Below are 22,523 nucleotides of genomic sequence, written 5' to 3'. Positions count from 1 at the left end.
TTCCGCCGGGTCGGCATTGGCTTTTCTCCAATATGCCTATTGTAGCACACCGAAAGTCGGGAAAGCTAGTTCTGTGTCAGGGAGCTAGCGCGTAGAGCTGCGTTTAGGTGCCGGATTGGGCGCTACTCCTACATCGTCCAGGCGGTAACCGGATAGCCCGCAATCAACGCTGGCCGTTGCCGTCATGGCCTTATCCAGGCCTTCCAGCCGTGGCTCAATCACCGTTCGCAGCAATGCCACGTTCGTATGCGAAACACCGTGATCGGCAAACACGGTAGACCAGTTCGCCAGCACCGATAGCTGCGCCCTGCCCGCCGCATGCGCCTCGCGATCACTGAGCCCGAATGATCGGTGGCAACTCAGTAGATTCTCCCAGCTTGGTTCGCGGCCGTGCGTGCCGAGGGATAAGGCCTGCTTCTGCCCTGTCGCGCCGACGATAGGCAGTACATCAAACACGGGCGCTAGCGACCAGTGGCGATTGCACAAGTCGTAGCGAAGCCCAAAATTGCGGGCATGGTCATCCGTATTCCCGAGCGCGATATTGGTAAAGGCGCGCAAAAACAACTGGCGGGTATCCTTGGCCGATTCATGGCTGTGCGAGCGAATATGTTTGGCGAGCGCCACATAACCTGCCGGGTCTTTTCGCCCGTCGGGCAACTCTCGATGCCGGGCGATGTTAAATAAAGCATGGGCGGATACATAGTGGTGGCTTTTTCGGTCTCCGGCCATATCGAAGCGCTCTATCAAATAAGCGCTACGGCCCCGCCCTACCGGCTCCACTCGAACCAAGGGCACGTCTAGTTCTGTGCGCGCCAACAGGCGCATGGTGGCGAACTCCACCCTGGGCACATCAACCAGGTCGGTTTGTTTGGAGAACTTCGCCAGGTAGTGCTGCCCATTATCCTCGATAGACGCTTTCGGACGCGCCCCACCCATGGATGAACCGGGTTCCATCAAGCGAAGCGCCTCCTCATCCGCCACTCCCTGGCCGTCCAAGGCCTCTGCGGCCCGATAAAGGCGTGTCAGTAGGCTGATATCCTGCGATTGTGAAACAGCCTTTGGGCGGCTCTGAGAGAGCGAGAACTGTAGCGAGCCCACCCCTCGGCCACTGGTGAGCAGCAATCGTTCGACTTCGCTGTTCGGTTGGGCCTTGTGGCGCATCAACAGAATACGGGTACCCCACGCATCGGGCGCCGCATCGGAGAATACCGGGAATACCCCTTGGTTGTGGTCACATTGAAACTTGGTGGCCTTCAGGGGCAGGTTGACCGGATCGAGCGAGTAGCGCGCTGGATGCGATAGCCAGCTTTGCGCATAGACGAACGTGCCTCTTACCCGACCAACATTAATTTTCCCGGCCAGCACGGGACTGCCGGAGGGAAGCATGGCAAAAACGTAGGCGGAGCGATGGGGTTTAGGCACGATTTTTCTCCTACGGCTACAAGTGGCGCCGCACAATCGGATCATGGTGTGAGGCGCCGACACTGGAGACTCCCTGCGCGATACCCATAACATCCAGGGCGCTCAAATACGCTCCTATGCTCGTTTTCGGGTCTCCAGCCTCAACGCTCTGCAGAGTCGATACGCTCATCAGGAAGCGACTCGCCGCCTCCTTGCGAGACCATCCCCGAGCCCGGCGGGCCAAGCGAATATTCTCCCCAAGGATCTCCAACTGATCGAGCGCGTCGGCACTGAGTGCGTCCACAAAATTAGCGGTGGCCATAGATCACCTTTAGCAACTGGTATACCGGTCATTATAGGCGTTTTTGAGCAGTAAAGCAGTTATATTGGTGGTTGGGTCGGTTTCACCCCCATATTCTCCACCTTCTGGCACAAAAAAGGGGCCAAAAGCCCCTTGGTACGAATCAGTGTGTGGTGCACCCATTAAAACAACGGGCTCGTGATCTGCCGCTCGATCTCCTCGTACTGTGCGTGCCAAGCCTTCCACACATCGAGCCCTTCGCCTTCAATGATTCGCTCCAGAAGGTCATCATCATCCAGCGCCCTTTTGATCAAGCCGTGAATCACCTCCCCACCATCCCCCATTTCAACACAGGTATCAAAGTCGCGCTCCGTAATGTTTGTCAGTTCACCAAAGCGAAGATCCCCAAGCAAGCCACATCCATACACGGTCACCAGAAACTCGATCCGCTCGCTCAGGGCGCCTTGCTGCCCGATACGTTTCTTCAGTTTTTCAAGCTTGGCCTCACCACGGTAAGGATCGTTGCTCGACTCGCCCGCTTGATTAACGGCGCGCTCAATTAATTCGATTTCACTGCGGGTGAGAACGGCTTCATTTCTGCTCGAACAGCTTTGATACTGCACCACCTTAGAAAGCAACTTCCGGGCTTCGTCAGTTTTACCGTTTCGTACCGCTTTGTAGATTGATTCTCTCGTTTCTGTAGTCGCATTCACGGGGGTGATCCTCTCTCTTGGCTCCGGTTCCGCCGGATCGGTGGCTTTAAAGTTAAGCTATGCCTATATTAGCACACCTAAAAACCTTACAGCAAGCGCAGCTATCGGCTTCACCCCCATATTCTCCACCTTCTGGCACAAAAAAGGGGCCAAAAGCCCCTCTGTTATTCATCTTCGATAAACGGTTACGCCGCAATCCGCGCGCGATTGCCACGCAATACCTCTAAAGCGCCCAAACGCTCTTCGGCCTCCAGTCGCGCCGCCGCCGTTGCACCTTTTCCTGAATCGTATACCGGCGCCTGGTCCAAAACCGTACCTTCTTCAGTGACCACCCAAAAGCCCACGCGTCCTGCACCAAGCTGACGAGAAGGCACTTTCTCAACCCGGAGCGCGCCCTTGGCGCCAGACTCCAACCACTGAGCAATCCGTGGTTCTTTGCCCTGGGCCAGCCGGCGCGTATACATATCGGCGATCTCAGCATGAATATCATGCGTTTGGTTTCGGCTCTCGACCGGATTTACCGATTCATTGTTCTTTGGGACGGCGCCACCATTGGCGTAGAAGGCGCGAATTGATTGGGGCGATAGCGAGCCTGAGAATCGATCCAAATGCCAGCCACCCAGCCGCACGGGGCCGTCTTCAGTCACTTTGCTAATCAGTACATGAATGCCATCCTCGCACACCATCAAGCGCGCGCGCTGACCGTTGACGGTCGCGTAGTAGTCCTTGCCAGATTTAACGCAGCTCACATCAGTAACGCTAACTGTGGAAGTGGGATTACTCATGGGTAGTGTTCCTCTCGTCGTTTCCGGTTCCGCCGGGTCGGCATTGGCTTCTCTCCAATATGCCTATTGTAACACACTAAAGGCGATTAGGGAAAAGCCCTCTGGCACAACGGTAGCTGCTCAAAACAAGGGACGCCGTTGGGGGCCTCTGAGTCATAAAACAGACCGTCAATAAAAATGGCTGTATGGCCAATCATTCCAGCGCTAACAGCTTCCCTGAATTCCTTAGAAAACTCTCCCGGCACTTCGGAAATATCGCGTTCATCGTAGATGCCATGTATTTCTGAAAACGGGATTAAGTCGGCCAGAGCGTTTGCAAAATCGGCGCACAAGCCGTTATTGATATCCTGGACCGAACGAACATCATCATCGACCAGCCAGGATTCGGTAAGCTGGCGCACAGTCTCTGTAATGCCCACGTCATATCCTCGTTAGTATTCCGCGTCATACCATACTTTAGCAGTGGAGTCCCAGGCGGGAATGTCAAAATGGTCGGGGATAGGTGGCCTATCATCTGTAATAATCATTGGCTTGACCGGGCTCTGCTCATACCGACCCGCAGCCATCTGCTCATCTATCTCGTAAATCTCGCGTTTAAGTGCTGGTAACAGAGTGGATTCATTCACTGTGGCGACAGCCCGTCCCTCGGCACGAATTTCGATACAGCCATCGCGCACGGCAGCAATGGTTAAGCGGAATTTATGGGCCAGATGACAAATTAGTCGCGCGCAATTGTGCATTGGAATAACTGTGATCGATTGAATTGACGCTAGAGCTTCATCAGTAGCGTCTTCGGGAATCTGTGCGATTACGTTTCGTATGTCCATGGGGATGATCCTTATGTTTTAGATATGTTTTATTTGAAGTGTTTGACTGAGCGAAGCCGCCACGGGGGCGGCACGTTGCTAGACGGTAATGCACATCATTTTGGCATAAGGGCCGTGCGCGTCGGTACGCCGCTCGACGTAAATCGCCTTTACATTGTCACCCACATTTTCAATGGGCTGGCCAATGTAGTCTTTCGCAGTCCCGCTCCAACTGTATTTCCCTGTGCAATAGGGAAACCGGCGAGCGCCTGGAGTTTGACGTAAAATAGCGGAAGCGTTTGATCTGGTGGTCACTTGAAGAGTTTGCTGGGATTTGTTGACAGTAATGCACATCATTTCAGCGTATGGCCCACCATCATCAGAGCGATGTTCGACGTAAATCGCCTTAACCGCCTCACTCACGCTCTCAATGGCCTGACCAACAAACGCTTGTTCAGACCCGCGCCAGGTGTACCTACCTGTGCAGTAAGGGAGTCGGCAGGCGCCCGGGATGGATCGCAAAATGGCGTACGCTTTTTCTTTGGTGGTCACGGCTAGGGTTTTGTTGCTCACTGGGTCGCTCCTCGATTTGTCCCGGTTCCGCCGGGGCGGTGGCTGAGCCCTTGGGGGAGAACCACCCCCAAGGGCACACATAAGTTAGATGGCGTTGTAAACCACCTCCAAGTCCTCAGAATCTCCACACTCGCGCTGCTTAGTTATTCGAGTGACATTATTGGCGATACCGTTATCCACCAACAGGTTTTCTATTCTCGGGAACAGCTCTTGAGTAGCTGGATCGAACGGGAACCAGTGATCGCTCCCCTGCAAGTGGGTGCCGGTGAAATGGATTGCCTCGCGCTTCGAGTCATAGATCACGACAACAGTGGCTCGGGTGTCATCTTTGAAACAGTGATCGCCAGCTGCTTGCACCAGGCGCTTACCTTCGGCAATGTGTGCCTCCAGCTTGGCAATCTCTGCACTCGGCAGGGAGCCCCAAAGGTGATTCATGGTTGTGACGTGATTTGTCCAGGTGTCGATGAACTGGTGCTTAGTTTTAGCTGTGGTCATAAAAGTCTCGCTCTTTCTTCTGAGTCCCGGTTCCGCCGGGTCGGCATTGGCTTCTCTCCAATATGCCTATTGTACCACACCAATAATATGCACAGCAAACCCTACACACCACTACAACTAATTACTGATCCAAGGCTCCAGGCACGGCAACTGCTTCACGGTTCGGTACTTGCCTGGAAGCCAGGCTTTTAATCCGTCTCGGGTCCACAGCGCTACCACAAAGCCACCGCCCTGCTCTGAGTCAGGAATGAGGCGATCGCACTGCTCCACCCCCAAGCGTATAGCGTAGGGATTATCCGTATTATCTTCAAACAATAGCTCCAGCCCTTCCCTGTCCCTCCAAGGGCCGCGCGAAATAATCACGCATTGCGCACTGAGCATATCGTTGAGTGACGACTCGTGCGCCTGCGGTATCAGCAAACGGCCAGCCCTAGCGTTCCAGCTCAAAAAGAAAAACCCGGCCTGCGCCAGATCAGAATCCCAATAATTCGTTCGGACAATTAGCTGCCCTTCGTTCTCCATCGTAATCACCAATGCCCTCCAGATAGACACCGTTCATCCTAAAAAGACGATTATGCACGCCATCGGGCAAAAAAACATTAGGGCGCCATTGAGCGCCCGATGGTTCGAGCACAATTATCGCCGCGTGGGTTTGTGGAGTCGGTAAATTGTTAGCAGGAAAATCCGGTTCGCCTGAGCGCGATCGGAAGGGGAAGGAAACGATTGGGGGTGTTGCGGGGGGAGCGGTAGCGGCTCGTAAAGCCGCCACCTGTAATTACCAAGCGATAATTTGGGGCTGGTTCCGTACATCGGAAAGGCGCTTGTTGGCGCGCTCGCTCGCCTCAATCAATCCCGGACTGATAACCTTACTCTCGGTCTTCCTGACCTTCAGCAAGCGGCCGGTATAGCCCCAGCGGTTCGGCGTATGTTTGGCTGTCTTCATGGTTGCCTCCGTGGTGGTGCCCATCAGGGCGCCCCCTTAGTATGAGTTAAAATCCACATCATTTTCAAGGCCGCTGGCCAGTAAAATGCCCAACTCGTCCCGAAAAGGCGCTACCAAATGACTGTACTGCTCACTCGCCTCCGTTGACCCAAACATTCCGCTCTCGTCACAAAAGATGTTCACCACACCAATATACGGGCAGCTCGTCTCGGTCCAAGGCTTGGCTTTAGCACCACGTCCCACCAGTAGAGGCATAGATAGTAATGATCTAGCAAGTCCGTCCCGGTCATAGTAATCCTCTATTTCAGAGTGCAAAGGGCCAAAATAGGCACCATTGAGCATATTAACCATGGCGGAGGTATTGGCGATGTACTGCGGTAGACCATCGTACAGGCAGCTAGGCGCTCCCGGCATGATGCGCTGGGGATTGGGCATGTTTTCAAGCTTCGGGGTCACCCCGAGAATTAGAGGCTGGATGGTCCGATCAATGGAGCGCGGTTTAACGGTCGTAGACGTATTCAGAGCCACGGCGGTGCGCGCATACCATGGAAAATGTTTAAATCCCTGCTCTTGGGCCAAGGCATTGCGATCAGCAAAGCGAATCTCCCGCAAAAGCGCCTGTCTGGCCTTGGGTGATTCAAAGTTAGACGCTTGTACCACCAGCATGACGGTAGCCCGGTAAGTCGCTTCAGACCCGTCCTCTAGGTGTGTGTCCCAGTACTGGGCGATTCGCAGCATATTGTTAAGAATGGCGCGAATGGCAAACGTCAGGTCTTGATCGTCCACATCTTCCTTAGCTTCGAGCCACGCAAGAGTGTCCTGAACCTGCACATACCGAAAATTTACGAAGCGCAGCAACTGCTTTGGGGGTGCGGTGCGCACCAGCGCTCGGGTTTCCTCCAGAAGCTCCTCTGTCTCAAGCTGACGCCGTACCTGCGACTTGATCTGCACAATCACCACCAAGGCAAGAATCAACACAGCCACATAGAAAAGCCCTGCTTCTGCTGAAAAAGTCATACAGGGCGAGGCGTCGCCAATACAGGAAAAAGGGAAAGCCGAATTAAGCTTTTCCGCTCGTACCGATGCGTAAATACCAATCGCCACAACAATGAGAATGCTTAGGATGGGAGAAAGAATCGCCGTTGCCTTTGCTTTGAATGTCGTATCCATTTTTACACGTCCTCACTAACCTCCGGTTCCGCCGGGTCGGTGGCCGATCGCTTGGCCTATGTGCCTATAGTACCACACTTTGCGGTCCATTTTAAAGTGCAGACATAGGCAATCTCTGTTAACTCAGTTTGGCCGTTGGTTCAGCTACCTCTGGATTTTCGGCGCACTCTTGCAGCGATTGTTCCGCTAACACAGCACCAATAAAGAACTCCATCGCTCTGGACATTGTGAACGTGCGTTGTGGTAGCCGTACCGGCATTAAACTGGATTCGTCTGACCAGACCACCCAGTCCGCGCCGCTATCGTTATACGCTTTGACGGTGATTCCGGTCATTGTACGCTTATGGATTCGCGGACCCTTGGTTCTGGTCATAAAAGCCCCTAGCGATCCGAAACCACAATATTCACCTCATCACCCCCAAGATCGACGAAAGGTATTTGCGGGGTAAAGACTTTAGATTCATCGCCGCAGTTTTTGGGGACACCTGTAAGACTGAACGCATTTGCGCTCACTACCACCTCTGTCACAACCATGCGCCATGGATTCTCAGCAAAAAGCTGCTCCAGCTCCTCGCCACTCATACCCAAGTCCTCTAGCGAATCGCCATCGACAATGGCGCCGCTCCAAAGCTTGGCAGAAAAGAACTGGGTGATTTCGTTCGCTGACAACTCCACCACCGCCGCCGCCAACGTGCGTAAAGTATTAATATTCTCGGAAGTAAGCTCAAATACCACCGAGTGCGGTCGGTCAGAATTATAGTCCGGGGTAACACGCTGAAGTGGTGCGAAAATGCGCTTTACAAGCTTATTCATGGACGTGACTCCTCTACGTTCCTCCCGGTTCCGCCGGGTCGGTGGTCGATCGCTCGGCCTATATGCCTATACTACCACGCTATACCTGTAGATTAAAGTGAAATACATAAACGATTTCGCCGAAAAAAAGCCCCTATAACGGGGCCAAAAGCGTGACTATATTTCATACTGCTTGGACGTTGGTTCAAACTGCTAGCGCCTGCATTTGCTCGGTATGGGATGCTAAACACTTTTTGTGGCCAAATTTACCCGCATAGGGGAAGCACACACTTTCTGTGCCGCACGGGCGAACGTATCTGAGCATAGGTGTCAGTATATACATGGTATCCGCTTGCTCGCCGCACACCTCACACGCACCATACTTATCAGACCCGCCTTTGCATCGGCTCAAACGAAACGCTAACGGTGCTGGGGTAACTGCTGTTTGGGTTAAGTTCATTCTGCACCTACCCTTCACTGACGCCATGGGTTTGCATCAGCGTTGCCAGTTCGGCCAATGCCTTTTGTCCATTGAATAGGGCGTAATAGACGTGCCAATCCCCGTCATCGGACACCATTTCCATAAAGTCGTCGAGTTCTTCTTCGGACATTTCCCCGGCATTCCCTTTCTCCAACAGCGATTGGAATTGCTTCTCGTCGGCGTTGGGCTTCTTAACCCAGTTGTAATTGTTAAAGAAATCAAGGCAGTCTTTTGCTTCGTCTTCCGTAGACGCTAATGGACTGCTGACGATTTGCCCTAATGAATCGCAGATGTTATTCAGTGTCTCTGCAAGAGCGGACGTATTGGCGTTTTGTAGCAAAAAGGAAAGGCTCATAAGCAAGTTGTCCTATCAGTAGCTCCGGTTCCGCCGGATCGGTATTGGCTCCAGTCCAATATGCCTATATTAGCACACCTAAAACTTTACAGGCAAACTATTTCCGAAAGCTATGCCTCACCCCCAATAGTGGACCATCAGCAATACCGTGGAGCACAGCTCCTCGTAAAACTACCCTCTCAAAACCTGCGTCGGCGCCATGCTCATATAGCGCTTCAATTCATCCACGGCGGCCTCAATCCCCATTTGTACGCTCGCCCGGTATCCCTGGGCTTGCATCAGCGCTACCCATTGTTTTTGCGAGTCGGTCACAGCGGCGTTAAACGGCGGCTGCGCTTTGTATTCGATCCACAAGCCAAAATAGCCACCTCGTGCCACAGGTAACAACAAATCGCTGACACCGGAGCGTACCCCCTGGCGCTTGAGCCGCCAGCCCTCGAACGCGTTCTTACGCGATCCACCATTGGGAATGTGAATCAGCAACTCACCCACGTCGGGAAAGTCATACCGAAAGCGCTCGACGAGACAAGCCTGCTCCTCGCCCTCGATCTCCCCACGCTTGAGGGGCAACGCCTTTTTTGTCTTAGGCGCTGGTGGGACATCCTCGGGCGATACCCAACCGCGCTTTATCGCCTCTTCTCGGGAAATTCTCATTAACGCTACCTACCGAGTCCTGAACAAAAGGTGGTGGCCGTAGCCACCACCGCCCTCCGCGCTAGGCGGCATACGCTCCTGCAGACTCACGTCGCCGGGAAACGGCTGCGCGTGCCCAGAACCTCAGTTGAGTCCCTAACCACAGGCCAAGCGCCTCAAAAGCGGCAAAGATAACGCCCTGCCCTAGCACTTGGTGCGCTACGGTATCCGACAGACCGTTGACCACCTCGGGGGGAACGGTTTTAACTGCAGCGTTTTCCGTTTTGGTGAACAATCGCGATAGAGCCGGATTGGTGGGGTGGCGAATGAACGGCTCGGTCGAGCGGGCCTTGGAATATCCGCGACCACTCGTGCCACAAAAACTCTCCTCGCCGGTAAGCAACCGCCGGGTGAAGTTCTTTCCAGCCGCTACGTCTCGGGCTTCCTTTTCGGCCAAGTAAGTAAAAGGCTTCCAGCGTTCATCATCCAGCGCGATCGGTTCAAGCACATCACTCAAGCGGGCTTCCTTCTCGCGCACGGGCATGATGTCCTCCACGCTGCCGATGGGTATACCCTTGGATACCGCGACCACGGCCAAGCGCTTGCGCACCTCCAAAGCTCCAAACGCATTACCCTCTAAAACACGCTCCTGCAATCGGTAACCGAGTGAATCAAGCACAGAGCGTATGACCTCCATGCTGGCCGTGAACGCGTAAGGTGTGACGTTTTCTATGATGATAATGGACGGGTTCAAGCTCTGGGCGAATTGTAGGAAAGAGAAAAACATGGCGCCTGCCGCGCTGTGCGACTCAGCGAATTGCAGCTTGTTCTTTGCCCGACCGGACTTGGACGCGCCTGTGCAGGGGATGCCCGCCACCAACACATCAACCTCACGGTCAATATCGAGCAGATCCACATCCTGAACAGGTGATTCAAACACTTGAGATCGATCATCCCATAGCTCGGGATTATTGCGCAGGCTGCTTTCGAGATACTGAGACTCCAGCTCTACCGCCACGGCTACACGGGATTTTATGTGGGCGCGCTTGAGACCGGCATGGAGCGATTTATCCATGACCCCCCCTCCGTGGAATAACGAGCAAATATCCAGCGGGCGGCCCAAGGCCAGCTTGGTGGCCAAACGGCGTTCGCGGGCGGCGGCGTTGGTCGAATGCTGGTGCGCTGTAATGACAATCGTTTTTGCCTTAACGGCCACGCGCACCATTTCGACACCCTCGAACAGCTCGGCAATCTCCGCCGCGCAGCAATCGATTACCGGCACCAGATCACCCCCAACGGTGCGCCGAGAGACGGTGTACTTGCCTTGCTCGGCTATCTCCAGGCACAGCGCCTCGTCTTTAGAGACAACATTGTAGCGCTGGCCGGGGCGCAACCCTTGGCGGCCCAGTTTACGGCCGTCGAGGTATATGCGACGGCGGCCTCTGTGAATTCCGATTTTGCGGTTAATGATGGTAGTCACGCTGGTAATCCTCTCTTCTTCCCGGTTCCGCCGGGTCGGTGGCTGATCGCTCAGCCGATGTACCTATAGTAACACACTAACACCCATGAAAGGAAGCCTCCTACTGCCTAACACTCTGCTGTCTCCGGGTTTCCATATAGGAAACTGCATGCTATAGTTGCCTATATGGAAACTATGGAGTCCTTGTGCACGTTATCTCAAGAAAGCCATTCAACGACGCGGAGCGAAAATACCCCAATGACAAGGATGCACTGAGGCAAACGTACATTACCCTGCGCTCGGGGAGATTTAACACCCCAGAGGAGTTGCGGCGAATATTCCCTTCGCTGGACAACTTTAAGCACAGAGATAAGTGGTGGGTTCTCGATATAGGAGGGAATAATCTAAGACTGATCGCATTTATAGAATTTCGCGATAACCGAATGTATGTCAAACATATTGTTAGCCACGCTGACTATGACAAACTGACGGACAAATACCGCAAATCCCGGGGGACATAGCTATGTTGCCAGAACCATGCCTTAAAATTCGCGACGCGCTGAGTCAAGTGCCGATTCTTACCAACATCAGCAACCAGGATGACTATGAGAAAGCCCTGGCAATGATGGACGAATTGATCGAGGATTACGACGCCAATAAGGCGTTGGTCGATATCCTCTCTTTAAGCATTGAGCGCTGGGAAGAACAATCGGATGAATTCGCTGATTTCAATGCGGGATTAGCTAAGCTTGATAGCGGAATCGCCGTATTGCGAACGCTTATGGCACAACACAACCTGGGCGTTGCAGATCTGCCAGAGCTAGGTGCAAAAGCCAACGTCAGCAAAATTCTAAACCAGACCGGTGGAAGGCAGCTTACAAGCAAGCATATTGCTGCGCTAAGTCAACGGTTTGGTATATCACCAGCGCTATTTTTCAAAAAGCTTTAGCTGTCTCCTGCTCTCCCTTCTAAGAGCAATAAGCTAACCCCAGTAAATTCCGCGATTCCGGTCAATCGCGAATTTTAGCAATCGCACAAACTCTTCAGCTCGCCGGGCAACGCTTTCAGCAGTGCTGCCAAAGGTGATCATGTTTCCGCTTTTAGTGGCGGGAGTAGACGCCTTTGCTTGACGCTGTGAGCTGTTGAGAAGGCGCAAGGCACGCGCAAGCACGGCTCGGAGCGCGCCCGCCTCCAAGCTACCCGTACCGTCGCTGGACGCAAGGCCTAGCGACTCGGAAAAAGCTCCCCATTGGATGCAACCGAATTCCATACAGGGAAACGGTTCGTCGTAAACCCGCTCGTTCACGTAGTGCCGACCGTCGTCATCCACGGGGTAGCCTGAGCTGGCAAAGTCCGCCTCGGTCAAATTCGGGTACCTGTCACACTGGTATACCTTCTCTTCTCGGTATGCCTGCTGATGCCAACCCTCAACGTACACTGTCACGCCCATGCCCGTTCTCCGAATTAACCGTTTACGTTCGGTGCAATTAACTCGTTCCCCATGGCCGCCACACGCTCGGCCCAGACTTCAGTCTCAACGGTCGCACACCAGTGCTCCTCGCCGGTCGATAACTCGAATCGATACACGGTCCAGACATCGCCAGAGGCTCGATAGCGGTACACCGGCTCGCAGTTCTCGATCAGCGAGCACAGTGAAGAGCGCAATGGATCATCGACTTCACCTTGCTCGATCACGCTCTGAATGCTCGCGGCCAGGGCGGGATAGAAACTGGCTTGCTCCAGAGCGTCACGCGCCGCTGCAACCAGAGAATGCGTAGTAGTACGAGTACTGGAAAGCGCCTGGTACAGCTCCACGATACGAAACGGTTTTACTTGATGGGTCGTTCTCACGTTGAATCCCTCTTGCTGGGTTTCCGGTTCCGCCGGATCGGTGGCTCTATGCCCAAACAGTGCCTATAGTAGCACAGTAAAATATTATAAAGCAACCGGGTGAGCGTCTAATGTGGCGTTTTATTCAGGTTCTTGAACGGCTCCCAACACATCATCGATCGGATCCACTGACAACGTGTAATGAAACGGCCAGCGACCGGCTAAAACCCGATACTCTTCACCGACTTTGACGAAAGCACTCATCCTGTCGATGTTGGCCGACTGGTGACTTAAACCGCAAAGTACGCTGGGCTCCAACGCTGAGTCGATGTGAATGGTCAGTGGTTTGTTATCGAGCCTTGAGACGTGCGAACACCCTCCCCTATCATCGGCCGCGACCAGCCTTAAAAGAAAACTGCTTCCCATCATTCCCGCTCTATCCGCATCGCTCGCCGCCAAGAACGACTGCTCTACCGCCCTTTGGGCCGCAAACATGCACACAAACCCAAAGACGAGCGCCCACCACAAGGCTATTGCCAGCGACAAAAAACGACGGCTGATAGAAAGCTGGATGACTTGCTCGCCGGGCTGGGCGTTACTGAGCATGGCCTTTACGTGCGAAGCGCCCACCACCAGGGAGAAAACAGAGATACCCCCCGCAAGAACGGCTCCGGTGATCATAAAGGCGAGCGTGGAGGAGCTAATCATTTTTTACGGTTCCTTATTACTGTCACGTTATTGTACAAGCCCTTTTCCCACCCCCCCCAACCGCTCGCGGAGGACGGTGAGCGCTTTATTCTGCATCATCACTGGCATAAAGCTGTTCCTTACAATGGTCTCGACCTTCGGCATCGCCTTGTAAAGACTCGCGTAGGCGCGCTGGATCGCCTGCGGCGGTAACGACAAGCGTTTACCCAACTCGGCGAAGGAATGCCCCGTGGGGTACCCATAAACACCGAACTCTGGTGTTTCTCCATCGTCCAGTAAATCCAAGGCAAGAAAGTGCTCACTACCGCCTTCCTCGAAGCTGCTAACAAACAGCACATCGTAGTTCGGTGCCAGCGCGTCAAAGTAGCGGGTGGTGTTATCCAGTGTGCGCGTCAAGCTGATATTTTTTGCGTGCAGATCATCATTGCCCATGACATAAGCGAGCATAACGCGAGTGAAAAAATCCAGCACCAAGGCGCGCTTACCGGCGCTCGCCTCCAGGATCGTTTTCCCCAGCGCTTCATAACTGGTCTCATATTTCGCCTCGGCGCCCAAACCGGCCACAGAGGCCAGCTCTTCTTGCACCAGTGCGCGACCGGCCTCGTCGCGATCGAATCGGCGAGTGAGGTACGCCAGCTCCCCGTCACTGAACACCACTAGGCCACAGCGGGCCGTTTTGATGCCACACGCGCGACTCGCCAGCATGGCGGCATGCTCGTTCTCGGCGGCGTGGGCGTATCCCTGGGGGCTGGGCTTGAGTATGTAGCGTCCGCCCCGTGCCACGGGCACCAACTCGCCCTGCTCCAGCGCCAGGGACAGCTTCGCCTGCACACCGGAAATGGACATGCCTCGGGTTGCCTGGGCGCCATGGCGAAAGAACTCAGCGGAGGTGTACGTCAAACGCGGGTTCACCTGAACGGTACCGAACAGCTCGCGCAAACCCTGGGGGCTATACCCGGTTGTGCGCTCACTGCCGTCCAGGGGCCGAAGGGTAATCTTGCAGCGCTTATTCATCGTCTTTCGCTTTTTCAACGGTAATGGCGCCGGTTAAGTCGGCGCCGTTGTTCAAGAGCAGGCCGAACCGGTCGGTTTCACTGATTTTCTGTGTTACGGAATGCGTGTGCCGCATCCAGCCCTCGGAAACCAAGTTATCAAACAACGGCGGGAAACGCGTAAACTCAAAACTCACCCGGTCGGTGGGAAACAGGTACCCGATGGGGGTGCCAGTTTTCCGGTAGGTGTCGGCGTAAGTGAACCGATAGCCAGTATCGATCTCCTCCAGATCGCCCGCGTACACTCCGGCAAGGTACACGCGGCCGCGCCGGTGGCCTTTCTTTGCGGCACTCATCGCTGCCCACCGACGTACAACGTCAATCCCAGCGCTTCGAGTACTCGCAACACGCTATCGAGATGAGGTGTGCGCCCCTGGGTTTCCAGGCCCACAATGGTTGCCTGGCTAACTCCGGACAGATCGGCCAGTGCGCGCTGGGATAACTTCTGGCGCTTGCGGGCCTGCTTCACCGTTTCAGCCAAGTCCTCTATCGGTTGCAGCGGGGCGCTGTACTGGCGGCGAACCTCGGCCAGCTCCGCCTCTATGGCCTGGGCGCGCTCGGCTAGCGCGCTTAGTTGGGAACTCAACGTCATGGTGATGCACCTAAAGATTCAATATCGTGGTGGTGTTAGCAAATGCTAACGCCTGTTATAGCAAACAGTATAGGAAAAGGCATAAACAATAGCAATAGCGGTAGATAAAGCATATATGCTATAGCTGGCTGTAGCGTGGAGGGGTTATTTCGACGATACCGGTATTGGCGGGAGCCACTTATAGGAGAAATGCCTCTGACCATCGCGCGGGCCTCTCCAGAATCCGTGCCAATGCGCTTTTCGTAGATGCGCGTCGACGCCCCGCCCTGTTAGCTCGCCGGGCCCAGAGCGCAAACGCTCTCCCAACGTCTCGCCCACGGTCCACACCCTGGGCCGCTTTGCCGGGAACAGGCGCCACCCTTTTTTGGTCCGCTTTGGCCGCGATTGAGCTGGGAAGGCTCCCGGCTCGCGCTTATCGTCGATCTCCGGCTCTTCGCAGCAAACGTAGAGCAGTAGGGACACCAGCCCGTACAATTCCCGCGCTGCCGCTTCGGCGTCGGGCTCGGCTTTGAGGATCGAGTCGGACAATCCCGTCAGGTGCCACTGTTTTCGGGACTCGGCATAGGCTCGATCGACCGCCTCGGTAACGGTCCACTTGCCAAGATGCATCGGTACCGGCACTAAGAACGTCTGCGTATCCAGCAGCAGGCGCAACTCGTGCCGCTCGGTATTCACATCCCACTCCAGGTGCGCCCAAAACCCGTGTAAGTCTTCCCCCAAGTACTGAAGGCCAGGGGTCTCGATATAAACGCTCCATTCCGGCAATCGATAAAGCACTTCGGAGGGCATTTCTCCACTTGGAACGGTGTCGGCAATCGCCTGCAGTGCGTCTTCATCAAAACGGTAAATGCCCTGGCTGTATCGCCAAGCGCCGATCGCCGCTAAACGCGATGCGTTAAACAGGTCGTTTAAACCAGGTGTCTGGCCACCAGAGGCGATCGCAAGCCAAGCGGCCATTGGCATAAAGCACCAGTCGGGCCACTGAGGTAGCCCTTTGCCTCGGTCTGCGCGAAACATATCAACATTAGCCCACGCACCAGGGCGATCGCGAGACAACTCGTTTAGGTGATCGACGGGTCGATTAACGGATTTGCGATCATTCATCAGGCGTTTCCTGGGGTCTACAAAGGTATTTTACGATGCGTATTTGTGCTTGCGGCACATGGACTTTGTGACCGAGCGCGGTTTCAAAAACCCGCGCAAACGCTACTTGTGCTGCGGTATGGCCAGCGTAAGGGCCAATTTGTGCAAACGCAAATTCCTCCGCCCCCGACTTCTCTGGAAAATCACCCAATTCATACTCTTTGGGCAGCGCAAAATGGCCTGCGGATACTACCCATTGGGTCTTCCATCCCTTTGCCACCAAAGCAGCCTCTTCGCGCCGCCTCGCTTTACGCTCAGCAAAACTCAATTGTTGGTTTCGGTTAGTTTCGTTCGTAACGCTTTCGATACGCTGAGACATAATTTCGCTCCCTCCTGGATGAGACTTAGCCCCACTTGTCCCGGTTCCGCCGGGTCGGGTTGTAGCGTTTGTAATCCCACCCCCATCATTGTTGAAGGCAGGTTTTATCTCTTCTGAACAGCCGAGCGCGACTTCGATGCTACTGCCAACACTTGGCTACAATCGTTTCACGAATATCCTTAGCCCATTCAACAGTCCCAGTGGGCTGGGTAGACGCTACTGAACAACCAGCGTTTTCCCATTGCTCTACTACCGCTTTCACCCGTTCGACATGAACGGGCTTCATGGTTGCCTTTGGTTGAAGGGAGTAATGTTGCAGCGTCTCCAATAAAGAGATAAATGCCTCAGAACGCTGATTGGATTCAGCTATAGCGCGAACAGAGTCCGAACTGATATACGCACCGATTCCGACCGAGGCGACAAGAACAACGAGCATCGTCCTAACACTGCTACCTTTAAGGTGTGTTCGTATAAAGCGCGAAAGGCAAAATATACCAAAGAGCAGCACCGAAAAGGTAATCAATAGGCCGATTACATAAACCCCCATTAAACCGATCGACGGGGACGACAAAGCAATTGAGACGCCGTATTCTACGGTTGCACGCATTAATAAAAATGCAATCACTGTAGCCCCAACGGCGCACACAAGCCTTCTTGGTGTTCCCAGGCTCTCTATCCACTGCATCAGTCTAGTCATCATCATAAGCGCTCTCCACAAGCTGTTAGGTTAACCATAGCTCTCTTGCATATCGGTAAATCCTCAAAACTACGTGTAAACCTACCCGGATGCGCCGGGTAGGAAGCCAGTCCCAGCGCTTGTCAATGCTTTAGAAATCCAGACACTGCTTTAAATACGCCCCGTGCGTTCGCCTTCAGGTCGTCAACACTTAACGCATCATTACCGCTATGAATTTTATCGCGCTGGTGCATAGCGCGCCCAATCATACCCAACACTGTAACGAACATGAGCAGGGCGAACGGAGCGATGTTCCAGCCCAATAGAATGCTGGCAACGAGTAGGGTTGCGGAAATAATGACTAGGACGAATCCTGCAAAGAGTAAGGCATCGGAAAAAATCGCGCCTATGGTGTTTTTGTTTTTCATGCGGCCCTCGCTATATTGCTTGTATATGTGCCTATACTAGCACATTAAACACAGCAGGGGCAATTAATACCGCAGGCGCGAAAGGGGCCGAGGCCCCTTGGATGCTTGGATGCTTGGATGCTTGGATGCTTGGTGAACGGTGTCCGACTTACTCGACGATTACACCGATGGCGCCACTACAATTCTCGTTCGAGTCGGTCCAGGTAAAACTGCCTTCAAACTGCGATTGATCTGTGAGGGCCACAGCCAGCGACAATTGCCCGGTATAGTTCTGTGTAGCGAATTCAGTGTTAAAACTCGGGTATAGATGGCGGCTTTGATTCATCTGGGAAGGTAGCATCTTCACAACTGTGCCAAGATCCTCTCGCCACACGTCAATGCTTTTTATGTATAAGCTACCGGAGCGATCTTGCCCACCGCTTGCATACCCAACATTGATCGAGACCTCCCCATTCACTGGGCAGGAATCGTCCTGCGGGAGCGCCGCCTGGGGGTAAGTTCCCGCGCGCGGGGCCAGACTCAATTCGGACAAAAACCGCAGCATATCCATATTTCCCGGCAGGTTTCCCTGGCCAGATAACAGGTCTTCGGCAATTACGGCTTCGTCGCGTCGGCCAATGATGATCCGCTTATCCGGTGTGCTCAGCGTATCGATATTCGCTAGGTCCAAAAACGCGAGTACCTGCATCGTCCGCTCTTCAAGGCCCTCTTCCGGGTACCAGGGCTCGCATTGAATCGGGACTGGGGTCGGTTCTGGTGCGGGTTCTTCGTTCTGCTGCCCCTCTTGGGGACATTCTATATCGCTAAGGTCCAACACCTCCGGCAAACTATAATCTAAGGCCACGACTGCCAGATCAAAGTGTGCGGGACTAACATAAGGGCGCGCCTCGATACTGCCGATCGGGAAGTCCCCGGCAAAAAACGTCACCGTGTCGCCTTGAGCGTAACGGTACACACCCCATCGGCCCGTTCGGCCCTCGAACAACACGCCGTTGGGCGCAACGCTGGTGTAGCGCAACCCCTCAACATCGTGTGAGAACTGACCGGTTCGATCTTTGCCTAAGTCTTCTGCAACATCACCCCCACCACTTCCTCCTCCACACCCAACCAAGGCTGCGGCGGTCATAACGGTAAATATATGCTTCTTGAGCATGACTAGCTCCTACGTTGTCAATAACGAGTTGACTCCAAGCGCGCATGCTCGCTCGTAACTGACAGCCCAGCAATAATAGCCTGCCAAGGCGGCACTGTCACGAGCGAGGCGAGCCTACCTTTGTTCCCTTTCTGGACTGTCGGTAAGCCTTATACGGCCACCCGAGGCTTCCAGAAGGCCCAGGGACGGGTCTCTACGCATCCGCTCACACGCCCGTGCGAGGCCTTTTTTTGTACCAGGGAAGTCCGCCACGATCCGCTCCGCTCTACCGCAGCCATAGGGATACAGGCGAAGCGATCGCCCCAATAGGGCCAACAACAACACTGACACAAGCAACAGGGCACCCAGCCACCCAAAATCCAAAATCTCGAACTCATACCCGCGATCGTGCAAGTGCAACAAGTAGCCAATTTCAATAACCGTCAAAACCACCAAAGCGAGCATCACTAATGTACGAAAACGCATTCCAACACCTCTCATTATTACCGGTTCCGCCGGGTCGGGGCCGGTAACACGGCCATATTAATGATTATGGGGGTAATCCACCCCCAAGGAATCAGCGTTGAAGCGGGAAATAGCACCGATCACTGGCCAGGGCCGAGAATGGAATCTTTGCTGTGCTCACCCGAGCATTGTCCTCGTCGTGTTTTCGACGAGACACAAAGATGATGCCGGTGTGAGTGACGTACATACTCGTAGGAGCGGTCGCTAGGCGGTCATTGCCTTGCCAGGTGGGTAGAGAATCGACCAAATATTGGGGGTGTACGTCCTTCTCTGTCAGCTCCAACTCCTCCAAGTCCAGCCAATCAGCTTCGTCTACGAACTCCACTATGGAGCCACATTCAAGGTTCTGACGGGCCTCTCTGAGCTGGTGGATACGCGCTTGAAGCTCCTCGGTTAAGACAAGTACTACGTGGGTAGGGGTAAGCTCCGCAAAAGTGTCGGCACAGCGACACTCGCACAATATGGGTCGAGGCGCGGCGCTCGGTTGCGGCTTCACTTCGGCCAAGTTGGCCAGTGCTGCCGGTACTGAAAACGAATGCAAAACGATCGTGACCGGCTCACCATCAACATTGGTAGTCGTGATGCTACCGGTGGTGGCATCCACAATGCTCTGCTCCAAAGCGGATAAAGATACTGTCTCCGAAAACTCTCCGTCGTTCTCCAACCACGTAAATGTGACGGTTCGCTCGTCTTCATCAAGGTCGAACTCTCCCAACAGCGGCCCACCATCGATCTGATAGGCAGAGGCCAAATTCAACGCAGTCAGAATTGCAGAATCAACGATTGTCATACCTTGCTCCTTTCATGTCCCGGTTCCGCCGGATCGGTGGCTGCGTGTTCAGCCTATATGCCTATCGTAACACACTTAAACAAGTAAACACAACAGCATTCCCCCCTGGGAAAACACCCACACTTAATGCACTCGACCATGGGTGTACTGCTCTGCCCACAAGCGCGCCGTGAACGATTCTTGCTCAAGCTGAGAAATATCGCTCGGTGCATACCCTTCTTTAGCCAACGCTTGTGCGCCTTTGGCCAGCAGCGCCTCTATGTTATCGGCGGTCGCGGCCATAACTTCCGCAAAGCGCTTAGGGTTGCCCGGATTACGGATAAGCCGACCAGGTAGAGCCGTTGGTGATTCCGGCTCTTCCACATCTTCCACTTCAGGCATATCCGGCGCCTCAAGCACTAACATCATTGCGCTGCCCTCGGTACCGGGCGCGGCCTCAAACCCCGCGCTTTGCACGATCTGCTTTAACCAAGTGGTGGTCGGCTTTTCAGGAAAGAATTCCTCGTAAGCTTCGCGGTAGAGCCCGACCGTCACCAGATCGCCGCCAGCGCTTTGCGCATGCTCGATCACCTGCGCCATTAAAGCGACGCCCGTCGCCAAGCAATCCATTTCAATCTCAAAGACACAGTGCTCCTGGCGAACCCTTCGACCCTCAGCCTGCAGGCGTAAGATCAGGTCCGTGGAGTAGACTCCGCAACCATAGCCATGAAACACATTGCAGTGCCCCAGCGGACCCTTGTCGGATTCAGCGATAAACACTGAACCGACGCCGTTATCCAGTGGGCGGCGCATCACTACGACATGACGCCCCTCCCCGCGACTAGTCTTCATCGAACACCTCCGGCTGCTCCAGAACCGTTTCAGCTTCAACCCCGGATTCACCGGGAAAAATCAGGCACGTTTCCTCACTATGGTGGCCGGGTAAAGCGACAATCATTGTCATACCCGGAGCTAGGTGGGCAGCGGCGGTAAACGCTGAAAGTTCGCTCAGCGCTTCGACATGATGAGCCACAATCTGGCCAGAATCCTCATGGAATCCAATAACGGTGTAGTGGGAAGGTAAACAGGAGCCGTCCTCCTCGTAGGAATCTTGCACGTTTTCGCACCCTAACTTCCACTCGTTGTTAACGTGCATATCGCTCATGCGATTTAAAAGCCCCTTGGAAAGCATTGCGGGAGTAACATCCTTTGCTTCACTATCCAGAGAGCCGCTAACAGAAAACTGAAGTAAAAACGCGTGATTGTATGTGGCTTTGCCCATGGTCATATCCTCGATCTTTCCCGGTTCCGCCGGGTCGGTTATTGTTTAGAGTATCCGCCGCCCCAAAAGGCGGCAGATTGAACGTGGCTACTTAAAACCCTTCTTCTAGGGTAGTCACAAGACCGTCAAAATCTTCGCTTGGCCCCAGCGCCGACGCCAGCGCAAAAACGTCGTCCTTTGAGTGACCGTATTCCTCAGCCAAACACTCAAGGTATTCGCGACGGTTAGCGTAGCCTTGACGCTGATAAATGGTTGGCTCGGCTGATGCCGGGGTAACTGCAGGTGTGGACAAATTAGACATAGTGTTTTCCTTTCTAGTCCCGGTTCCGCCGGGGCGGTGGCTGATCACTCAGCCAGAGTGCCTATAATAGCACACCTATGACAAACAAAGCAATGATAGGCCTTTAAATCAGTGAAGCCTGGAGGCGGCTACCCAACAGCTCATCTGCCACATCACTGCGCCGGATCTGTTCGGCCAATTTGGCCTCATCCGCTAGACGAGTCCCCTTCGTCACTATGGGCGCTATTAAACGCCTAATCTGAGCCTTTTCGACTGACTTGTCGAATGCCCAGAAATTGTTAATCGGACACTCCAGCACCAAGCCAGCTAGCTCATGCAGCACAAACGCCACTTCTCCCGAGTGCCAGTCAGAAAGACGAATACTAAGGGCACCTTTATACACCCAGCTATCTCTCAGTACCGGCCAGCACTCTGCATCTGCAGGACCAACCAAAAAAGGCGCGGCTTGTGCTCGCTGGTACAACTGTTCAGGTGTTTCAGCGGTATTGCCTAGCAAGCTCCGGTATCCTGTATGCGAAGCCCAGCGCCCATAGACGCATAGCCCCGCCGACATATTATCATTACGAACGATTAGGTCGCCCGGCTCATACACGTCCTCTCCCACGACACCACCCAGCAAATAGGATTCTAGGGGGCCGTGTTCTAAAGACTTCGAAGCCGGCTCACTGTCTCTAAGCTCCTGGATGCGACACTCAACAGTTTCTGGCGTCCAAGTCTCCCCGAAAGCGCTAGGGCTAAACAAAGCGGGTACTGAGCACGTCTTACTGAACTGCTTCCGCTTGGATGCCGAGACTAAAGTTGAAAACTGGTCTTTACTGAAAGGCATTGATACTCACCTCAAACTATCCCGGTTCCGCCG

Annotated in this window: 35 protein-coding genes; 2 read left to right on the top strand and 33 right to left on the bottom strand. The window is 54.1% G+C overall.

Translation table 11 applies throughout. The features are described from left to right. Positions 1 to 84: 84 nt before the first annotated feature. The 16 genes from RBH33_RS12110 to RBH33_RS12035 form a co-directional block, all read right to left on the bottom strand. Entirely contained in the window at positions 85 to 1,422 is a 1,338-nt protein-coding gene (locus RBH33_RS12110) for a type II toxin-antitoxin system HipA family toxin (RefSeq protein ID WP_306732461.1), read from the bottom strand. Between the two features lie 16 nt (positions 1,423 to 1,438). Further along, the gene (locus RBH33_RS12105) at positions 1,439 to 1,723 is read right to left on the bottom strand and encodes a helix-turn-helix domain-containing protein (protein WP_306732460.1); all 285 of its coding nucleotides are present in this window, start codon (positions 1,721 to 1,723) and stop codon (positions 1,439 to 1,441) included. 161 nt (positions 1,724 to 1,884) lie between these two features. Continuing rightward, the gene (locus RBH33_RS12100) at positions 1,885 to 2,415 is read right to left on the bottom strand and encodes a hypothetical protein (RefSeq protein ID WP_306732459.1); all 531 of its coding nucleotides are present in this window, start codon (positions 2,413 to 2,415) and stop codon (positions 1,885 to 1,887) included. A 185-nt stretch (positions 2,416 to 2,600) separates the two neighbouring features. Beyond that, positions 2,601 to 3,200: a hypothetical protein gene (locus RBH33_RS12095; protein WP_306732458.1), complete on the bottom strand. Its 600-nt coding sequence runs from the start codon at positions 3,198 to 3,200 to the stop codon at positions 2,601 to 2,603. An 86-nt stretch (positions 3,201 to 3,286) separates the two neighbouring features. After that, positions 3,287 to 3,619 carry a hypothetical protein gene (locus RBH33_RS12090; protein WP_306732457.1) on the bottom strand — a complete coding sequence of 111 codons (333 nt, stop codon included), beginning with the start codon at positions 3,617 to 3,619 and terminating at the stop codon, positions 3,287 to 3,289. 12 nt (positions 3,620 to 3,631) lie between these two features. Continuing rightward, positions 3,632 to 4,027, bottom strand: a complete 396-nt coding sequence (locus RBH33_RS12085) for a hypothetical protein (RefSeq protein ID WP_306732456.1) — start codon at positions 4,025 to 4,027, stop codon at positions 3,632 to 3,634. 78 nt (positions 4,028 to 4,105) lie between these two features. Next, positions 4,106 to 4,579, bottom strand: a complete 474-nt coding sequence (locus RBH33_RS12080) for a DUF987 family protein (protein ID WP_306732455.1) — start codon at positions 4,577 to 4,579, stop codon at positions 4,106 to 4,108. Between the two features lie 84 nt (positions 4,580 to 4,663). Next, positions 4,664 to 5,074 carry a hypothetical protein gene (locus RBH33_RS12075; protein ID WP_306732454.1) on the bottom strand — a complete coding sequence of 137 codons (411 nt, stop codon included), beginning with the start codon at positions 5,072 to 5,074 and terminating at the stop codon, positions 4,664 to 4,666. 117 nt (positions 5,075 to 5,191) lie between these two features. After that, positions 5,192 to 5,605, bottom strand: coding sequence for a hypothetical protein (locus RBH33_RS12070; protein WP_306732453.1), 414 nt, complete (start codon positions 5,603 to 5,605; stop codon positions 5,192 to 5,194). A gap of 244 nt (positions 5,606 to 5,849) precedes the next feature. After that, complete coding sequence (locus tag RBH33_RS12065; RefSeq protein ID WP_306732452.1) at positions 5,850 to 6,017, bottom strand: hypothetical protein; 168 nt, start codon at positions 6,015 to 6,017, stop codon at positions 5,850 to 5,852. A gap of 36 nt (positions 6,018 to 6,053) precedes the next feature. Continuing rightward, positions 6,054 to 7,187 (bottom strand): hypothetical protein, encoded by a 1,134-nt coding sequence (locus RBH33_RS12060; protein WP_306732451.1) that lies wholly within the window; start codon positions 7,185 to 7,187, stop codon positions 6,054 to 6,056. Between the two features lie 118 nt (positions 7,188 to 7,305). Beyond that, positions 7,306 to 7,560: a hypothetical protein gene (locus RBH33_RS12055; protein ID WP_306732450.1), complete on the bottom strand. Its 255-nt coding sequence runs from the start codon at positions 7,558 to 7,560 to the stop codon at positions 7,306 to 7,308. An 8-nt stretch (positions 7,561 to 7,568) separates the two neighbouring features. Beyond that, entirely contained in the window at positions 7,569 to 8,000 is a 432-nt protein-coding gene (locus RBH33_RS12050) for a hypothetical protein (protein WP_306732449.1), read from the bottom strand. A 446-nt stretch (positions 8,001 to 8,446) separates the two neighbouring features. Next, entirely contained in the window at positions 8,447 to 8,815 is a 369-nt protein-coding gene (locus tag RBH33_RS12045) for a hypothetical protein (RefSeq protein WP_306732448.1), read from the bottom strand. A gap of 171 nt (positions 8,816 to 8,986) precedes the next feature. After that, positions 8,987 to 9,469 carry a VRR-NUC domain-containing protein gene (locus tag RBH33_RS12040; RefSeq protein WP_306732447.1) on the bottom strand — a complete coding sequence of 161 codons (483 nt, stop codon included), beginning with the start codon at positions 9,467 to 9,469 and terminating at the stop codon, positions 8,987 to 8,989. 61 nt (positions 9,470 to 9,530) lie between these two features. Next, the gene (locus tag RBH33_RS12035) at positions 9,531 to 10,928 is read right to left on the bottom strand and encodes a DNA cytosine methyltransferase (protein ID WP_306732446.1); all 1,398 of its coding nucleotides are present in this window, start codon (positions 10,926 to 10,928) and stop codon (positions 9,531 to 9,533) included. A gap of 185 nt (positions 10,929 to 11,113) precedes the next feature. On the opposite strand from RBH33_RS12035, the gene RBH33_RS12030 reads away from it, so the two are divergent. Both RBH33_RS12030 and RBH33_RS12025 read left to right on the top strand, forming a co-directional pair. Next, positions 11,114 to 11,428 carry a type II toxin-antitoxin system HigB family toxin gene (locus tag RBH33_RS12030; RefSeq protein WP_306732445.1) on the top strand — a complete coding sequence of 105 codons (315 nt, stop codon included), beginning with the start codon at positions 11,114 to 11,116 and terminating at the stop codon, positions 11,426 to 11,428. A 2-nt stretch (positions 11,429 to 11,430) separates the two neighbouring features. Continuing rightward, positions 11,431 to 11,856 carry a helix-turn-helix domain-containing protein gene (locus RBH33_RS12025; protein ID WP_306732444.1) on the top strand — a complete coding sequence of 142 codons (426 nt, stop codon included), beginning with the start codon at positions 11,431 to 11,433 and terminating at the stop codon, positions 11,854 to 11,856. A 33-nt stretch (positions 11,857 to 11,889) separates the two neighbouring features. On the opposite strand, the gene RBH33_RS12020 is transcribed toward RBH33_RS12025, so the two are convergent. The 17 genes from RBH33_RS12020 to RBH33_RS11940 form a co-directional block, all read right to left on the bottom strand. Then, complete coding sequence (locus RBH33_RS12020; RefSeq protein ID WP_306732443.1) at positions 11,890 to 12,357, bottom strand: hypothetical protein; 468 nt, start codon at positions 12,355 to 12,357, stop codon at positions 11,890 to 11,892. A 14-nt stretch (positions 12,358 to 12,371) separates the two neighbouring features. After that, a complete protein-coding gene (locus tag RBH33_RS12015) occupies positions 12,372 to 12,758 on the bottom strand; it encodes a hypothetical protein (protein ID WP_306732442.1) in 387 nt (128 codons plus the stop codon). 120 nt (positions 12,759 to 12,878) lie between these two features. Beyond that, complete coding sequence (locus RBH33_RS12010; protein ID WP_306732441.1) at positions 12,879 to 13,445, bottom strand: hypothetical protein; 567 nt, start codon at positions 13,443 to 13,445, stop codon at positions 12,879 to 12,881. A gap of 27 nt (positions 13,446 to 13,472) precedes the next feature. Continuing rightward, positions 13,473 to 14,459 carry a HipA domain-containing protein gene (locus RBH33_RS12005; RefSeq protein WP_306732440.1) on the bottom strand — a complete coding sequence of 329 codons (987 nt, stop codon included), beginning with the start codon at positions 14,457 to 14,459 and terminating at the stop codon, positions 13,473 to 13,475. Further along, positions 14,452 to 14,793, bottom strand: a complete 342-nt coding sequence (locus RBH33_RS12000; RefSeq protein WP_306732439.1) for a HipA N-terminal domain-containing protein — start codon at positions 14,791 to 14,793, stop codon at positions 14,452 to 14,454. The genes RBH33_RS12005 and RBH33_RS12000 overlap by 8 nt, the downstream gene beginning before the upstream one ends. Next, the gene (locus RBH33_RS11995) at positions 14,790 to 15,089 is read right to left on the bottom strand and encodes a helix-turn-helix domain-containing protein (RefSeq protein WP_306732438.1); all 300 of its coding nucleotides are present in this window, start codon (positions 15,087 to 15,089) and stop codon (positions 14,790 to 14,792) included. The genes RBH33_RS12000 and RBH33_RS11995 overlap by 4 nt, the downstream gene beginning before the upstream one ends. A gap of 144 nt (positions 15,090 to 15,233) precedes the next feature. Further along, on the bottom strand, positions 15,234 to 16,193 hold the full coding sequence (locus tag RBH33_RS11990) for an AcrVA2 family anti-CRISPR protein (RefSeq protein WP_306732437.1): 960 nt from the start codon (positions 16,191 to 16,193) through the stop codon (positions 15,234 to 15,236). Next, complete coding sequence (locus tag RBH33_RS11985; RefSeq protein ID WP_306732436.1) at positions 16,186 to 16,551, bottom strand: hypothetical protein; 366 nt, start codon at positions 16,549 to 16,551, stop codon at positions 16,186 to 16,188. The genes RBH33_RS11990 and RBH33_RS11985 overlap by 8 nt, the downstream gene beginning before the upstream one ends. A gap of 139 nt (positions 16,552 to 16,690) precedes the next feature. Continuing rightward, a complete protein-coding gene (locus tag RBH33_RS11980) occupies positions 16,691 to 17,254 on the bottom strand; it encodes a hypothetical protein (RefSeq protein ID WP_306732435.1) in 564 nt (187 codons plus the stop codon). A gap of 116 nt (positions 17,255 to 17,370) precedes the next feature. Further along, a complete protein-coding gene (locus RBH33_RS11975) occupies positions 17,371 to 17,655 on the bottom strand; it encodes a hypothetical protein (RefSeq protein ID WP_306732434.1) in 285 nt (94 codons plus the stop codon). A gap of 148 nt (positions 17,656 to 17,803) precedes the next feature. Further along, positions 17,804 to 18,808, bottom strand: a complete 1,005-nt coding sequence (locus RBH33_RS11970) for a hypothetical protein (RefSeq protein WP_306732433.1) — start codon at positions 18,806 to 18,808, stop codon at positions 17,804 to 17,806. 114 nt (positions 18,809 to 18,922) lie between these two features. Continuing rightward, entirely contained in the window at positions 18,923 to 19,273 is a 351-nt protein-coding gene (locus tag RBH33_RS11965) for a hypothetical protein (RefSeq protein ID WP_306732432.1), read from the bottom strand. Between the two features lie 91 nt (positions 19,274 to 19,364). Next, positions 19,365 to 20,102, bottom strand: a complete 738-nt coding sequence (locus RBH33_RS11960; protein WP_306732431.1) for a hypothetical protein — start codon at positions 20,100 to 20,102, stop codon at positions 19,365 to 19,367. Between the two features lie 123 nt (positions 20,103 to 20,225). Continuing rightward, complete coding sequence (locus RBH33_RS11955) at positions 20,226 to 20,933, bottom strand: hypothetical protein (RefSeq protein WP_306732430.1); 708 nt, start codon at positions 20,931 to 20,933, stop codon at positions 20,226 to 20,228. Next, complete coding sequence (locus tag RBH33_RS11950; protein WP_306732429.1) at positions 20,923 to 21,363, bottom strand: hypothetical protein; 441 nt, start codon at positions 21,361 to 21,363, stop codon at positions 20,923 to 20,925. Before RBH33_RS11950 ends, RBH33_RS11955 begins: the two co-directional genes overlap by 11 nt. Positions 21,364 to 21,454: 91 nt before the next feature. Further along, positions 21,455 to 21,664 (bottom strand): hypothetical protein, encoded by a 210-nt coding sequence (locus tag RBH33_RS11945; protein WP_306732428.1) that lies wholly within the window; start codon positions 21,662 to 21,664, stop codon positions 21,455 to 21,457. 103 nt (positions 21,665 to 21,767) lie between these two features. Further along, positions 21,768 to 22,490 (bottom strand): hypothetical protein, encoded by a 723-nt coding sequence (locus RBH33_RS11940; protein WP_306732427.1) that lies wholly within the window; start codon positions 22,488 to 22,490, stop codon positions 21,768 to 21,770. Between the last annotated feature and the right edge of the window lie 33 nt (positions 22,491 to 22,523).

Source organism: Marinimicrobium hydrolyticum (assembly GCF_030848505.1).
In the GTDB taxonomy this organism is placed as follows: domain Bacteria; phylum Pseudomonadota; class Gammaproteobacteria; order Pseudomonadales; family Cellvibrionaceae; genus JAVDDU01.
The sequence above is the reverse complement of the archived record's forward strand: the minus strand, read 5'-3'. Positions and strand labels throughout refer to the sequence as shown.

Excerpts from the sequence above, each read along its gene's own strand:
- RBH33_RS12005 (WP_306732440.1), bottom strand. The coding sequence starts at position 14,459 with ATGAATAAGCGCTGCAAGATTACCCTTCGGCCCCTGGACGGCAGTGAG.
- RBH33_RS11970 (WP_306732433.1), bottom strand. The coding sequence starts at position 18,808 with ATGCTCAAGAAGCATATATTTACCGTTATGACCGCCGCAGCCTTGGTT.
- RBH33_RS11990 (WP_306732437.1), bottom strand. The coding sequence starts at position 16,193 with ATGAATGATCGCAAATCCGTTAATCGACCCGTCGATCACCTAAACGAG.
- RBH33_RS12025 (WP_306732444.1), top strand. The coding sequence starts at position 11,431 with ATGTTGCCAGAACCATGCCTTAAAATTCGCGACGCGCTGAGTCAAGTG.
- RBH33_RS12000 (WP_306732439.1), bottom strand. The coding sequence starts at position 14,793 with ATGAGTGCCGCAAAGAAAGGCCACCGGCGCGGCCGCGTGTACCTTGCC.
- RBH33_RS11955 (WP_306732430.1), bottom strand. The coding sequence starts at position 20,933 with ATGAAGACTAGTCGCGGGGAGGGGCGTCATGTCGTAGTGATGCGCCGC.
- RBH33_RS12065 (WP_306732452.1), bottom strand. The coding sequence starts at position 6,017 with ATGAAGACAGCCAAACATACGCCGAACCGCTGGGGCTATACCGGCCGC.
- RBH33_RS12020 (WP_306732443.1), bottom strand. The coding sequence starts at position 12,357 with ATGGGCGTGACAGTGTACGTTGAGGGTTGGCATCAGCAGGCATACCGA.
- RBH33_RS12045 (WP_306732448.1), bottom strand. The coding sequence starts at position 8,815 with ATGAGCCTTTCCTTTTTGCTACAAAACGCCAATACGTCCGCTCTTGCA.
- RBH33_RS12095 (WP_306732458.1), bottom strand. The coding sequence starts at position 3,200 with ATGAGTAATCCCACTTCCACAGTTAGCGTTACTGATGTGAGCTGCGTT.
- RBH33_RS12085 (WP_306732456.1), bottom strand. The coding sequence starts at position 4,027 with ATGGACATACGAAACGTAATCGCACAGATTCCCGAAGACGCTACTGAT.
- RBH33_RS11995 (WP_306732438.1), bottom strand. The coding sequence starts at position 15,089 with ATGACGTTGAGTTCCCAACTAAGCGCGCTAGCCGAGCGCGCCCAGGCC.
- RBH33_RS12050 (WP_306732449.1), bottom strand. The coding sequence starts at position 8,000 with ATGAATAAGCTTGTAAAGCGCATTTTCGCACCACTTCAGCGTGTTACC.
- RBH33_RS11945 (WP_306732428.1), bottom strand. The coding sequence starts at position 21,664 with ATGTCTAATTTGTCCACACCTGCAGTTACCCCGGCATCAGCCGAGCCA.
- RBH33_RS11975 (WP_306732434.1), bottom strand. The coding sequence starts at position 17,655 with ATGAAAAACAAAAACACCATAGGCGCGATTTTTTCCGATGCCTTACTC.
- RBH33_RS12055 (WP_306732450.1), bottom strand. The coding sequence starts at position 7,560 with ATGACCAGAACCAAGGGTCCGCGAATCCATAAGCGTACAATGACCGGA.
- RBH33_RS12040 (WP_306732447.1), bottom strand. The coding sequence starts at position 9,469 with ATGAGAATTTCCCGAGAAGAGGCGATAAAGCGCGGTTGGGTATCGCCC.
- RBH33_RS11950 (WP_306732429.1), bottom strand. The coding sequence starts at position 21,363 with ATGGGCAAAGCCACATACAATCACGCGTTTTTACTTCAGTTTTCTGTT.
- RBH33_RS11940 (WP_306732427.1), bottom strand. The coding sequence starts at position 22,490 with ATGCCTTTCAGTAAAGACCAGTTTTCAACTTTAGTCTCGGCATCCAAG.
- RBH33_RS12075 (WP_306732454.1), bottom strand. The coding sequence starts at position 5,074 with ATGACCACAGCTAAAACTAAGCACCAGTTCATCGACACCTGGACAAAT.
- RBH33_RS11965 (WP_306732432.1), bottom strand. The coding sequence starts at position 19,273 with ATGCGTTTTCGTACATTAGTGATGCTCGCTTTGGTGGTTTTGACGGTT.
- RBH33_RS11985 (WP_306732436.1), bottom strand. The coding sequence starts at position 16,551 with ATGTCTCAGCGTATCGAAAGCGTTACGAACGAAACTAACCGAAACCAA.
- RBH33_RS11960 (WP_306732431.1), bottom strand. The coding sequence starts at position 20,102 with ATGACAATCGTTGATTCTGCAATTCTGACTGCGTTGAATTTGGCCTCT.
- RBH33_RS12010 (WP_306732441.1), bottom strand. The coding sequence starts at position 13,445 with ATGATTAGCTCCTCCACGCTCGCCTTTATGATCACCGGAGCCGTTCTT.
- RBH33_RS12105 (WP_306732460.1), bottom strand. The coding sequence starts at position 1,723 with ATGGCCACCGCTAATTTTGTGGACGCACTCAGTGCCGACGCGCTCGAT.
- RBH33_RS12060 (WP_306732451.1), bottom strand. The coding sequence starts at position 7,187 with ATGGATACGACATTCAAAGCAAAGGCAACGGCGATTCTTTCTCCCATC.
- RBH33_RS11980 (WP_306732435.1), bottom strand. The coding sequence starts at position 17,254 with ATGATGATGACTAGACTGATGCAGTGGATAGAGAGCCTGGGAACACCA.